Source organism: Kordiimonas lipolytica, assembly GCF_042651265.1.
GTDB lineage: Bacteria > Pseudomonadota > Alphaproteobacteria > Sphingomonadales > Kordiimonadaceae > Kordiimonas > Kordiimonas lipolytica.
Genome location: NZ_JBHSCR010000036.1, coordinates 25921 through 38615, shown reverse-complemented (window position 1 = coordinate 38615; position 12695 = coordinate 25921). Strand labels below are relative to the sequence as shown.

General features: G+C 58.5%; 14 protein-coding genes, 1 tRNA gene and 1 pseudogene. 1 reads left to right on the top strand and 15 read right to left on the bottom strand.

The features are described from left to right. Positions 1-34: 34 nt before the first annotated feature. From ACFO5Q_RS18280 to ACFO5Q_RS18265, 4 genes are all read right to left on the bottom strand, one after another. Positions 35-835, bottom strand: coding sequence for a response regulator (locus tag ACFO5Q_RS18280; protein WP_068144571.1), 801 nt, complete (start codon positions 833-835; stop codon positions 35-37). Between the two features lie 12 nt (positions 836-847). Next, positions 848-2320, bottom strand: coding sequence for a magnesium transporter (gene mgtE, locus ACFO5Q_RS18275; protein WP_068144575.1), 1473 nt, complete (start codon positions 2318-2320; stop codon positions 848-850). A 177-nt stretch (positions 2321-2497) separates the two neighbouring features. After that, positions 2498-2584 (bottom strand) — tRNA-Leu (locus ACFO5Q_RS18270). A gap of 115 nt (positions 2585-2699) precedes the next feature. Next, positions 2700-2942, bottom strand: a complete 243-nt coding sequence (locus ACFO5Q_RS18265; RefSeq protein ID WP_068144577.1) for a FliM/FliN family flagellar motor switch protein — start codon at positions 2940-2942, stop codon at positions 2700-2702. A gap of 182 nt (positions 2943-3124) precedes the next feature. On the opposite strand from ACFO5Q_RS18265, the pseudogene lipB reads away from it, so the two are divergent. Continuing rightward, a pseudogene (lipB, locus tag ACFO5Q_RS18260) lies at positions 3125-3760 on the top strand (lipoyl(octanoyl) transferase LipB); the annotation flags it as partial. A 158-nt stretch (positions 3761-3918) separates the two neighbouring features. Here the strand turns inward: lipB and ACFO5Q_RS18255 are convergent. The 11 genes from ACFO5Q_RS18255 to crcB all read right to left on the bottom strand — a co-directional run bounded on the left by ACFO5Q_RS18255 (position 3919) and on the right by crcB (position 12694). Then, on the bottom strand, positions 3919-4212 hold the full coding sequence (locus ACFO5Q_RS18255) for an acylphosphatase (RefSeq protein ID WP_068144581.1): 294 nt from the start codon (positions 4210-4212) through the stop codon (positions 3919-3921). Between the two features lie 10 nt (positions 4213-4222). Next, positions 4223-5386, bottom strand: a complete 1164-nt coding sequence (gene argE, locus ACFO5Q_RS18250; protein WP_068144582.1) for an acetylornithine deacetylase — start codon at positions 5384-5386, stop codon at positions 4223-4225. Between the two features lies 1 nt (position 5387). Further along, positions 5388-7373, bottom strand: a complete 1986-nt coding sequence (gene accC, locus ACFO5Q_RS18245; RefSeq protein WP_068144584.1) for an acetyl-CoA carboxylase biotin carboxylase subunit — start codon at positions 7371-7373, stop codon at positions 5388-5390. A 12-nt stretch (positions 7374-7385) separates the two neighbouring features. Then, positions 7386-7622, bottom strand: coding sequence for a hypothetical protein (locus tag ACFO5Q_RS18240; protein ID WP_068144587.1), 237 nt, complete (start codon positions 7620-7622; stop codon positions 7386-7388). After that, a complete protein-coding gene (locus tag ACFO5Q_RS18235) occupies positions 7615-7836 on the bottom strand; it encodes a hypothetical protein (RefSeq protein ID WP_068144590.1) in 222 nt (73 codons plus the stop codon). Before ACFO5Q_RS18235 ends, ACFO5Q_RS18240 begins: the two co-directional genes overlap by 8 nt. A gap of 23 nt (positions 7837-7859) precedes the next feature. Further along, positions 7860-9392, bottom strand: coding sequence for an acyl-CoA carboxylase subunit beta (locus ACFO5Q_RS18230; protein WP_068144593.1), 1533 nt, complete (start codon positions 9390-9392; stop codon positions 7860-7862). 105 nt (positions 9393-9497) lie between these two features. Next, positions 9498-10211 carry an ATP12 family chaperone protein gene (locus ACFO5Q_RS18225; RefSeq protein ID WP_068144596.1) on the bottom strand — a complete coding sequence of 238 codons (714 nt, stop codon included), beginning with the start codon at positions 10209-10211 and terminating at the stop codon, positions 9498-9500. A 3-nt stretch (positions 10212-10214) separates the two neighbouring features. Further along, positions 10215-10664 (bottom strand): hypothetical protein, encoded by a 450-nt coding sequence (locus ACFO5Q_RS18220; protein WP_068144599.1) that lies wholly within the window; start codon positions 10662-10664, stop codon positions 10215-10217. Between the two features lie 4 nt (positions 10665-10668). Continuing rightward, complete coding sequence (locus tag ACFO5Q_RS18215) at positions 10669-11343, bottom strand: HAD-IA family hydrolase (protein ID WP_068144602.1); 675 nt, start codon at positions 11341-11343, stop codon at positions 10669-10671. Continuing rightward, positions 11340-12320: an RluA family pseudouridine synthase gene (locus tag ACFO5Q_RS18210; RefSeq protein ID WP_068144605.1), complete on the bottom strand. Its 981-nt coding sequence runs from the start codon at positions 12318-12320 to the stop codon at positions 11340-11342. The genes ACFO5Q_RS18215 and ACFO5Q_RS18210 overlap by 4 nt, the downstream gene beginning before the upstream one ends. Beyond that, complete coding sequence (crcB, locus tag ACFO5Q_RS18205) at positions 12317-12694, bottom strand: fluoride efflux transporter CrcB (protein ID WP_068144607.1); 378 nt, start codon at positions 12692-12694, stop codon at positions 12317-12319. Before crcB ends, ACFO5Q_RS18210 begins: the two co-directional genes overlap by 4 nt. Position 12695: the final 1 nt, after the last annotated feature.

The following is a 12695-nucleotide window of genomic DNA, read 5'->3' as shown; positions in this document are numbered from 1 at the left end:
CTTTCCTTTTGAACCAGATGACGGCGCTGCGGCCCTACAGCCCGTCGGTATACCATTCATATTGCTGGAACGGCTTCAGGGGCTCCATGCCGGAAAGCACAAAGCGCGTGTCGCACGACCAGTCTTCGAAACGCTTGAGAAGCGGCCACAGTTCCCGCTTCCAGGGCGGATTGACGCGGTTCACAGCGCCAATCATATAGTCCGGAAAGCGCAGATAGTGGCCGAAGGTGTGGCTTTCCTCGATAATGATTTTTGACAAACGCCCCAGGAAACAAACACGTTCCACAAGCCGCATGCCGTAATCCTTCGGCACAGTCGCCACTTCTTCCGCGATGCGCGCGCTGACCCGTTCGGTGATGGCGTCGTCTACCTTGATATGGTCTTCCACATGGGTAAAGGCATCGCCTTTCATGGCGTTGGCGTCCACCAGCGCGCGGCGCCTCAGGTCTGATGGCAGCTCCTGGAAGCCGCTAACCATCCAGAAGGCAATCCGGTTCCTCAGCCGCTCCACCGACCCGCCCTTGATGACAAAATCATCGCCGCCGGCCCGCAGGCCGCCGCGGATGATGTCAATATCGTCATACCCTGTCAGGTAAATCACCGGCATATTCTTCAGGCCCTGCTTTTCCAGGGAATCGACAAAGTCGAACCCGCCTTCGCCCGGCATCTGAACGTCGCTGATAATCAGGGACGGCCGGTGCGCACGGGTGGTGGCGATCGCCTCTTCAACGGTTTCCGCGATCAGGGTTTCAAAACCGAATTGCTGGACGGCGGCGGCCTGAATTCGCAGGACGACAGGCTCATCATCCACCAGCAAAACGAGGCCTTTGTCCATGTGCAAAGCGTCCTAGAGCAGAAACAGGGCGGCCAGCCCCAGGAATGCGAAAAAGCCCACCACATCAGTGATCGTGGTCACGAACACGCTGGAGGCGATGGCAGGATCAGCGCCCGCCTTATTGAGCCCAAGGGGCACAAGCACACCGCTGAGCCCCGCGACAACCATATTGACCAACATGGCGATCGCGAACAAGAGCCCCAAACCGGCATTGCCGAACCAGATCCAGGCCACCAGACCGGAAAAGACAGCCAGCGCGAAGCCATTGACGGCTGCGGCTGCGAGTTCCCGGTTCACCACGCGGAGGGCGTTGGTTGAGCTGAGGTCCTTGGTGGCGATTGCGCGCACGGCAACGGTCATTGTCTGGGTGCCTGCGTTCCCTCCCATGGAGGCCACAATGGGCATCAGAACCGCCAGCGCCACCATCTGTTCGATCGTGGCGTCGAAAAGCCCGATGACCACAGACGCCAGGATCGCGGTACCAAGGTTCACGAAAAGCCAGGTAAAGCGGTCTTTCGTTACTTCAAGGAAGTTCTCGTTTACGCCGGATTCTTCAGACACACCGGCAAGGGCCAGGATATCTTCCTGGGCCTCGTCGCCGATCACTTCGACCACGTCGTCAACCGTGACCACACCGACCAGCCGCTGGCTCTGGTCCACCACACCGGCGGAAATCAGGTGGTATTTGCTGAACTGGTAGGCCACTTCTTCCTGGTCGGCCGTGACATCCACAAGCGTTGGGTCATCATCCATGATCTCGCCGATGGTCACAGGGCGGTGGGTGCGCATCACGCGAGACAGCGGCACTGTCCCCACAGGCTTGTGCGACGGATCAACCACGAAGATGTCATAGAAATCGTCCGGGATATCCTCGTTCTCAGAACGCAGATAGTCGATGGTCTGACCCACTGTCCAGAACTGGGGCACCGCCACCAGGTCGCGGCTCATCAGACGGCCGGCGGATTCTTCCGGATAGCTCAGGCTTTCCTCGATCGCCACCCGGTCGTCAGCTGCCAGCGAGCGCAGAACCTCTTCCCGGTCCTCATCGTCCAGTTCACCAAGAACGTAAACGGCGTCATCGGTCTCGAGCTCGGTGACCGCGTCGGCGATCTGCTCGTTGGGCATATGCTCATAGAGGTCGTCCTGGGCCGCGCCCTCAACCTCGATAAGCACGTCAGGGTCCAGCCGTTCGCCAAGTAGCTCGATGAAGCCAACACGCTGCGGCGACGACATAACCTCAAGAAGGTCGGCGATGTCTGCGGCGTGCAGGTCTTCAACCAGATCGACAGCCTGGTCCTGGTTGTTTTCCTTAACCGCGCTCAGGACCTGCTGGATAAATTCCTTGTCCTGGTGAACTTCAAGTTCGGGCCCTTCGTCCAGCTCTTCCTTAGCCTGCTCTTCCTCGTCGTGGGGCGGCTCGCCTTCGGGTGGCATGGTCAGCACATCATCTTCGGGCAGATCTGGATTTTTTTCCTTTTCAGCCATGTATGCCTCCCCTGATTTGCTCGAAATAATGTTGGTTTTTTGGCGCACCCCCAACTGGTGCCGCTATTCATTCTTAAGTGATAAAAGAAAGCCCCAAAGGTTTCCAGCGAAAGGTGGAGAAAAGATGCGCGCCGCAATAAAAAGAAAACCCGCAGGGCGTTCCCTACGGGCTTTCATTGGTGCGGCCGAGAAGACTCGAACTTCCACGGGTGTTACCCCACAGCGACCTCAACGCTGCGCGTCTACCAATTCCGCCACGGCCGCGAGGTCGGGCGCTTATCTATCAAGGAAGCCCCTGCCCCGCAAGCGGAAAATGACATGATTTTGAAACTATCTGAAAAAGCCCGGTTTTCCTGACGGTCACAGGCGGCTGGGGAGCCTAAACCTGAAGCTGGCTCATCATCCGCGTGATGGACACACCGATCTTTTCGCCCACGATCATGATCTCGCCGCGCGCGATCAGCTCATTGTTGGCGTATACCCAGCATTCGTCTTCATGCTTGGCGTCCAGGTCGATCACCGCACCCCGGCCCATCTTCAAAAGCTGGCGAATAGGCATGTGGGTACGCCCGAGCACGACGGTGATTTCAACGGTAACCCTGTTAACAGCCTGATAATTCATCATTTCCTCGTCTGGAAAACGCTGGGGCCAGCTTGCCACGGCATCCTTATCAAATGATTAACCCAAAAGATCAGCACACTTCAAGCACCGTCATGGCCCGCCTCACAGGAAACTTTCTTGGCTCACACGCGCAAAAGCGGTATGTAACGCCCAAGGTTTAGGTATTTTGTGAGTTTTTGGCCATGGCAGACCAGTTTCCCCTTGAGTGGCGAATCAGCGACGAGCTTGTCGCCTACCCCGATGCGCTTGAAGAGATGGAAGAGCGTGTGCGTGCGATTCGTGCGGGCGAGGCGGCTGAGATGGTCTGGTGCCTGGAACACCCGCCGCTTTATACCGCCGGCACCAGTGCCGACCCTGCCGATCTGGTAGACCCGGACCGCTTCCCCGTCTATGACGCGGGCCGCGGCGGGCAATATACCTATCATGGCCCGGGCCAGCGCGTGGTCTACTTCCTTCTGGACCTGAAGAAGCGCGGCAAGGACGTGCGCCAGTTCATCTATGGGCTTGAGGAAGTGATCATCCAGTCGCTGGCCAAGTTCGGCGTGACGGCAGAGCGCCGCAAGGGCCGCGTGGGCGTTTGGGTTGAGCGTGGGGGCGGACGCGAAGACAAGGTTGCCGCCATCGGCGTACGCGTGCGCCAGTGGGTGACTTATCACGGCATCGCCATCAATGTGGAACCTGACCTCAGCCATTTCGAGGGCATCGTGCCCTGCGGCATTTCCGAACACGGCGTGACGTCGATGGCAGACCTTGGCCTGCCGATCACCATGGATGACCTGGATGTGGTGCTCAGGGAAGTGTTCGACGACATTTTCGGCATTGAGGCCCGCCCGATGACGCTCCAGTACCAGGAAGCGCCCGAAGGCCCCAAGGCCAAGCAGCCGTATGAAGCCCAGCCGACCGAAAGCGGCGAAGTCGAAACGGGCGAGCGACCCGAGGAAAGCCATCCGGTTTTCCAGATTTAGCCTGCAAAGGACTAGACCGTCGGTTTGATCTCGAACCGGAGCCGCACCATGCCCTGCGCCGGTTCTTTCTCCACACGGTCCACATCAGCCGCCGGCGGCCCGTTCAGGCACATCTCCAGCATCAGGTTCACATCTTCTGCATGGCCGTAGAAAAGCGCTTCTACCGTACCGTCCAGCCGGTTCCTGACCCAGCCGTGAAGGCCAAGGCGCCGGGCTTCCTCTTCTGTCCAGCCGCGATACCACACGCCCTGTACCTTGCCATAGATGCGGGCGCGCACTGCGATCCATTTGGTAGCGTCAGACATGCAGGACCTCTCAGCTGCCCATTACTTCAGCCAGACGCTTCATGAAAGCGTCGCAGGCGTCAAGCTGGCTTTTGTCGATAAATTCATCCGGCTTGTGGGCCTGGGCAATATCGCCGGGGCCGCATACCACGGCCGGGAAATCGATGCTTTGGATATGCCCGGCTTCGGTGCCAAAGGCCACCACGGTGGTGTCGTTGCGGCCCGCGAGCGCAAGCGCTAGCGTCTCCGCGTCTGAGCCCGGCTCAGCCTTGAGGGGCGGCAGATAGGCCCACACGGTGTTTTCGGCCCGGCATTCGGGGAAGCTGGCCTGAAGGTGCGGGTTGATCACATTATCAAGGAAATCGGTATATTCCTTGAGGATCGCCGCAGGGTCTGCTGTGGGCACCGCGCGGAACTCCCAATCGAACTCGCAATAATTGGGGATGATATTGAAGGCGCTGCCGCCGGATATCGGCCCCACATTGAAACTGGTGTAGGTGGGGTCAAAACTTTCGTCATGGGGCCCGTGAATGCGCGCCTTGGCGCCCAGGCTGCCGATAAAAGTGATCAGTTCCGCCGCCACAGCCACCGCGTTGATACCGTCCTCGGGCCTGCTTGAATGCGCTTCCCTGCCCCAGATGCGGGTTTTCGACACATACTGGCCCTTGTGGGCGTTCGCCACCTGCATGCTTGTGGGCTCGCCCACCACCACCAGGCGCGGCGCGGCAATATGATCCTTCATCAAAGGTAGAAGCGACTGGATCCCCAGACAGCCGACCTCTTCATCATAAGTGAAAGCGAAATGGATTGGGCGTTTCAGTTCTGCCGCCTTGAAAGCCGGAACCGCCGCCAATGCGCTGGCGATAAAGCCCTTCATGTCAGCGCTGCCGCGCGCATGTAGCTTGCCGTCTTTTTCGGTCAGCTTGAACGGCTCAGTCGTCCAGTCCTGTCCGTCCACCGGCACCACATCCGTGTGGCCGGAAAGCACAACACCGCCCGGCACATTGGGCCCGATGGTGGCGATGATATTGGCTTTTGAGCCTTCCTCATTTAGCTGAATTTCAGATTCTATTTCAAAGTCTTGCAAGTAACTTTGAATGTAACTGATTAGCTCAAGATTGGATAGGCGGCTGGTGGTGTCAAATGCCACCAGCCTTTCAAGAATTGCATCAGTCGTGTGTGTTTCGCCCGCCACCCTATTCGAACTCAAGGATCACGGCATCAACCGCAAGGCTGTCGCCCGCTTCGGCGTTCACGGCCTTCACGACGCCGTCTTTTTCGGCGCGCAGGATGTTTTCCATTTTCATGGCTTCAACAACTGCGAGCGCCTGACCGGCCTTCACCTCATCGCCTTCAGCCACATTGAGGGACACCACAAGGCCCGGCATCGGGCACAACAGGAACTTGGATGTGTCCAGCTCCACCTTCTCTGGCATCAGCTTGTAAAGCTCTGCGGCACGTTCGGTCTGGATACGGATATCCATCGACACACCATCGCACGTCAGCCTCACGCCAAGCGGCAGGCGGTCGATTTCCATGGCGTAATCGACATCGTCAATCGTGGCATGGAACACCGGCTGGCCAGGCATCCAGTCACTTGTGATCTCAATGTGCTTCTTGCCGATGATGACTTCTGCATGATCTTCGAGCGGCAGGATACCAGTGGTGACGCTGTCGCCGTTGATGGAGATCACCCAAGGGCGCTCCTGCGGGCCGTGTGGCTCTGAAATCTGGCCATCAATCTGCGTCTCGCGGGATTTTTCAACCGCGTTGATAAAGGTGGCCGCCGCAATCATGGCTTCCTTCACTTCGTCCCGCAGCACGCCGCCTTCAAAGCCGTCAGGATATTCTTCGGCGATGAAATTTGTGGTCATGTCGCCGGACTGGAAGCGCGGGTGCGCCATCAGGGCCGCAAGGAACGGGATATTGTGGGCGATACCGCGAATATAATATTCGTCCAGCGCCCGGCGCTGGGCCGCGATGGCCTCATCCCGCGTTTTGCCCGTGGTGATCAGCTTGGCGATCATCGGGTCGTAGAACATGGAGATTTCAGCGCCTTCATAAACGCCAGTGTCAACACGCACGGCCTCATCCTCGGACGGGCGCACATAGCGCGTCAGACGGCCAATGGACGGCAGGAAGCCACGGAAGGGGTCTTCCGCATAGACGCGCGTCTCGATGGACCAACCGGTCAGCTTCACATCGTCCTGCGTGAGCGCCAATTTTTCGCCGTTCGCAACGCGCAGCATCTGCTCCACAAGGTCCACGCCCGTGACCTGCTCGGTCACAGGGTGTTCCACCTGCAGGCGGGTGTTCATTTCAAGGAAATAGAAGTTCTTGTGCTTGTCCACAATGAACTCAACCGTACCGGCACTGCAATAATCCACAGCTTTCGACAGTGCCACGGCCTGCTCGCCCATGGCTTTGCGGGTTGCTTCGTCAAGGAACGGGCTTGGCGCTTCTTCAACCACTTTCTGGTGACGGCGCTGGATCGAACATTCGCGCTCGCCCAGGTAAATCACGTTGCCGTGCTTGTCGCCCAGCACCTGAATTTCGATATGGCGGGGCTCTTCAACGAACTTCTCGATAAATACCCGGTCATCGGCGAAGGATGTGCGCGCCTCATTCTGGGCGGAAATAAAGCCTTCCTTGGCTTCTTCGTCATTATAGGCGATGCGCATGCCCTTGCCGCCACCGCCCGCGGACGCCTTCAGCATCACGGGATAACCGATCTCGGCAGAGATTTTGGCGGCCTCTTCGGCGTCCTTGATGATGCCCATATGGCCCGGCACGGTGGAAACGCCGGCTTCCGCCGCCAGTTTCTTTGATGTGATCTTGTCGCCCATGGCGTCGATGGCCTTCGGGTCCGGCCCGATAAAGGCAATGCCCGCCTTCTGCACCGCTTCCACGAAGCTCGCGCGCTCTGACAGGAAACCGTAGCCAGGGTGGATCGCTTCAGCGCCTGTGTCCTTGGCGGCCTGCAGGATCTTGTCAGCCAGCAGGTAGCTTTCCGCCGCCGCCGGTGGGCCGATATGCACGGCCTCATCCGCCATTTCCACATGCAGCGCGTCGGCGTCAGCGTCGGAATATACGGCAACCGTCTTGATGCCCATGCGCCGTGCGGTCTTGATCACGCGGCATGCAATTTCACCCCTATTGGCAATCAGGATCTTACTGAACATAAAACGGGTCCCTTATTCCTTGTTTTTCTTCCACCGGCGCCCAGACGCCAGGTACCAGAGCGCGCCAATCACAGCCGCCCCCAGCATGAAATAGATGCTGCCACCGCCCTTGCTGAAGAAGGTGGCGCCAAGCGCAAAACCAAATACACCACCCAGGATGAAGGCCCAGATAGCAACGGAGCGTAATTCGGAGCGTTTGGCGATACCGCCAACCTTGTCTTCCGCGTCTTTGGGGATTGGTCTAGCCATCGGATTTTTCATCCTGTTTGTCGTCCTTGCCGATGTCCTTCATCATGTCGGCGTTCTTTTTGAACAACCAGAAGGCAAAGCTGAACATCAAGAGGCTCACACCGCCAGTGTAGCGCATTGGCTCTTCGGTGCCGAAGCCCAGGTAAGTGCCGACGATCATGATGATGCCCACGATCAGGCAGCCCCATATGCCGATTTTCTGTGCCGTCGTCATAGGTATCCCTCCCCAATCTCAGCTCACAGCGGAATGTTGTCGTGCTTCTTCCACGGGTTCTCAAGATGCTTGTTCGCAAGCTTCTTGAGCCCAGTGATGATGCGCTTCCGTGTGGAGTGCGGCATGATTACCTCGTCGATATAGCCGCGCTGCGCCGCCACGAACGGGTTGGCGAACAGGTCTTCATACTCTTTGGTGCGCTCGGCGATCTTGTCGGCATCATCCCGGTCCTTGCGGTAGAGGATTTCCACCGCACCCTTCGCGCCCATCACGGCGATCTCAGCCGTCGGCCAGGCGTAATTGAGGTCGCCGCGCAGATGCTTGGAGGCCATCACATCATAAGCGCCGCCGTATGCTTTGCGCGTAATGACGGTGATTTTCGGTACAGTTGCTTCACCATAAGCGAACAGAAGCTTGGCGCCGTGCTTGATGATGCCGCCATATTCCTGGCTTGTCCCCGGCAGGAAGCCCGGCACGTCCACCAGCGTGATGATCGGAATATTGAAACAGTCGCAGAAGCGCACGAAACGCGCCGCTTTCTTAGAGCTGTCGATATCCAGGCAGCCCGCCAGCACCATCGGCTGGTTGGCAACAATACCCACAGTTTCGCCGTCCATACGCGCAAGACCGATGATGATATTGCCTGCGTGATTTGGCTGAAGCTCAAAGAAATCGCCCTCATCAACCATCTTGTTGATGACTTCATGCATGTCATAGGGCTTGTTGGCGTTCGACGGGATCACACTGTCGAGCGACTTTTCAATCCGGTCAGGCTTGTCGAACGTCGCGCGAACCGGCGGTTTCTCGCGGTTATTGAGCGGCAGGAAGTCATAGAAGCGGCGAAGCTGCGCCAGTGCTTCCACGTCATTTTCAAAGGCCTTGTCGGCCACACCGGATTTGGTGGTGTGGGTGCTTGCCCCGCCCAGCTCTTCCTGGGTTACCACTTCGTTCGTCACGGTTTTCACCACATCAGGACCGGTCACGAACATGTAGGAGCTGTTTTCCACCATGAAGATGAAGTCTGTCATGGCCGGACTATAGACCGCGCCGCCCGCACACGGGCCCATGATCATGGAAATCTGCGGGATCACGCCGCTGGCCAGCACGTTTTTTTGGAACACGTCGGCATAACCACCAAGGGCTGCCACACCTTCTTGGATGCGCGCGCCGCCGCTATCGTTAAGGCCGATCACCGGTGCGCCAACCTTCATGGCCATGTCCATGACCTTGATGATTTTCTGCGCGTGTGTGGCCGAGAGCGAACCGCCAAATACGGTGAAATCCTGGCTATAGACATAGACAAGGCGGCCATTGATGGTGCCAGAGCCGGTCACGACGCCGTCACCCGCGAATTTGGTATCGCCCATGCCGAAGTCGTTGCAGCGGTGCTCAACGAACATGTCATATTCTTCGAAGCTGTCTTCATCGAGGAGAAGCTCGATCCGCTCCCGCGCTGTCAGCTTGCCGCGCGCATGCTGCGCATCGATCCGTTTCTGCCCGCCACCAAGGCGCGCCTGCGCCCGCTTTTCTTCCAACCGCTCCAGGATTTCTTTCATAGATCCGCCTTCCCTCGGTTTTATTGTGCAGGGCAGCAAACCCTATATTTTGCGCCCCTTTGCGGCCATCACCGCCAAATTTGTTGACCCTTATTATCCTGTCACTCAGACAGATTCCAGCGTTTTCGTTCGCAGGTGCGAAAGGAACTCCGCCGCCGCGACAAGGTCGGCATAGGCGGCGTCCCGCTTTTCTTCCACTTCCTGATCGAGCCCCCACAATTCTTCCTGGTGCAGGCTATCAAGGATACTGGCCTGCCACACAGCTTGAAGCGGACTATAGCCCTTCATGTAGGCCAGCGCCAGAACGAGCGACCCAAGCCCGTTTGTGAAAGCATGCAGCACCGTCAGCTCAAAGGCGTCATGGCCGGCAACTTCCGCTATCAGCGCCTTCAGCGCTGCGTCGGATTGCTGAATGGGCATGATGCCGTCAGTCACCTGAAGCTCAGCGCCCAATGTGTCGCGCGCCCAGTCCAGATACGGGTTCCAGACATCCTTCTGGCGCGCCACTAGGTCTTTGGGCTCGTCCGCGCGGTAGCACAGAAGGTCCGTGCCGCCGAAGGCCGCGACCTCGCGCACCACATCGTCGTGGCGCGGCGCCACACGGTCGAGTGCTGTATAGGCCAGCTGGGTTTTGGGCATGTTGGCGGGAACGATTTTGTCGTCTTGCGCGCGCCACTCTTCCGCCACGGCTTCCGCGAGCGCCTTAGTCGGCAGCACCAGGGTTGCCCTCGCCTGGGTTTTCACCAAGCGGCCATCCAGCGTGACCACATGGCCCGTGTCTGCGGCTTCCGTCGCGACTATCTCGTAAAATCGTTTCATGGCTCAGTCGTCTGTTTTCTTTGTTGGTTCAGATGTTTTCTCAACCTGCATCTGGCGCGTCACTTCAGCCAATTTGCGGCGCGAGTGGCGCGCCTGCTTGCGTTTGCTGGCCATGCGCTTTTCCGCCAGGCCAGATTCCACTTCGAACGACCCGGCGTAATTCAAGCTGGATTTTTCCTTCTCGCGTCCCTGCCTCACGACCACGTCATAGCCCAGAAAGCGGTTACCAAGCTGCGGCTGCCGGTAGCACAGCAGCAAAAACATGGCGAGGAAAATCAGAAAACCAATCAACAACACATAGAGGAAATCCCCGTTTTGCGCCGCCAGGGCAAAATAGGCGACCACCGCCAAAATACCGGTGATTGCGGATGCAATGAGAAAACCGATGCGCGGACGCAAAGCTTCCGCCTGAAGGTCATCCTGTTCTTGCTTGTTGAGTTTGTCGCGTATCATTGTCTTATCCAATCAGGGCCTTAACAGCCTTGGGTATGTCGTAAAAGCTGGACGCCACATGCGCGGCCCCCGCGCCCGTAAGCTCGTCCGCATGGTGATAGCCCCAGTCAACACCGATCCCACCGCAGGGGGCGTTTTGGGCCATCATCATATCAAAGCTGGTATCGCCGATCATCACTGTCTGCTCTGCGTCACTCCCGGCCTCCACAATCGCCGTGTGGATCATGGACGGGTGCGGTTTCGACGGGTGCCCGTCGGCGGTCTGCAGCGTAACAAAATGATGACCGATGCTGTGTTCCTTCAAAACACGCTCCAGCCCGCGCACGCTGTTGCCTGTGGCAACACCCAGCACATAACCTTCGCCGTTCAGCTGCTCCAGCACCTCAAGCGTGCCAGGATAGAGTGGGTCTGGCCCTGCCGCCTGCTCTACCCGACGCTTGTAGAAATTGGCTTTGTATTTTTCCGCTGCCACCTCATGAAAGGCGCGCTCGGCCTCGGGCAGCAGGGCGGCCATAGCTTCCACAAGGCTGAGGCCCACAATGTTCCTGACCTCTGCATCGCTAAGGATCGGCAGGCCAAGTTCCTCGAACGTGTCGTGCATGGTGCCGACGATCATATGCTGGCTGTCCACCAGCGTGCCGTCACAATCAAAGATTACCAGCCGGTTGGCCGCACTCATGCACCGTCCTCCACAAGCGGATCTTCATATTCGCCAACCTCGAACCCGAGCATCGCGAAGCTTTCCGCCATATGGGGCGGCAGTGGTGCTGTTACGCTGGCGCGACCGCCAGCCGGGTGCGGGAAACGCACCGTATGGCTGTGCAGATGAAGTTTCTTGGAAATCGCGCCCGAAAGGAACGCATCCGCCCCGCCATATTTGCCGTCGCCCACAATGGGGTGGCCCATTTCCGCGCAGTGCAGGCGCAGTTGGTGCGTGCGGCCCGTGTGCGGCTTCAGCTCCAGCCAGGCGGCCTGGTGGCCAGCGTTATCGACAACGGCATAGTCCGTCAGCGAATGCTGGCCGTCAGGGTCAACCACCATGCGTTCATTGCCCTTGATGGGTGCCTTGGACATATTCAGGATGATCCGGCCATCGCGAGGGTTCGGGCAACCGATCACCAGCGCCCAATAGCGCTTGTCGGTTTCCTTGGTCTTGAAGGCGTTAGCAAGCGCCGCTGCAGCGTTGGGCGTACGGCCCAAAAGCAACACGCCTGATGTGTCTTTATCCAGCCGGTGAACAAGGCGCGGGCGGTGCTCCGACCCGAACCTGAGCGCGTCAAGAAGGCCATCCAGATGACGCGATTGCCCCGTACCGCCCTGCGTTGGCAGGCCAGCGGGCTTGTTGATCGCGATCACATGGTCGTCCTTATAGAGCACCCAGCTTTGGACTTCCTTGATGTCCTTATCGCTCAGGCGCGGCTTCGGCTCCCGCTTTGGTGCTTCCGGCAGGTCGCCGAACGGCGGCACACGCACCACCTGGCCCTTCTCAACCCGCTCAGGCCCCTTTACCCGCTTGCCGTCCAGCCGGACTTCGCCCTTGCGCATTTTCTTCTGAAGCGTGCCGAACGGCACCTCAGGAAAATGCCGCTTGAACCAGCGATCGATGCGAATGCCGTCGTCGTCCGCCTTTACCGTGATATTCTTTACGCCACTCATAACAAAATCCGTCCCAGCCGGATGCCGGCAAAAAGCCCGGCCACACCCAGCGCCAATGATCCAAAGGCATACAGCGATGCCAGCATCCATTCGCTGCGTTCGATCAGTCGCACGATCTCCAGCGAATAGGTTGAAAAAGTCGTGAAGCTTCCAAGGAAGCCAACTGCCAGAAGGCCGCGCATTTCCTGCGACACCGACAGGCTATGGGCAAAGGCTGTCACCAGGAAGCCCATGATCAGGCTGCCCAGGATGTTCACCGCGAAAGTGCCATAGGGAAATCCAATCCCCACCGCACGCATGATCGCGCCCGCCACAAAGTGGCGGGAAAGCGCACCAGCGGCGCCACCAACAGCAATTGCAAGCAGCATCTGCATG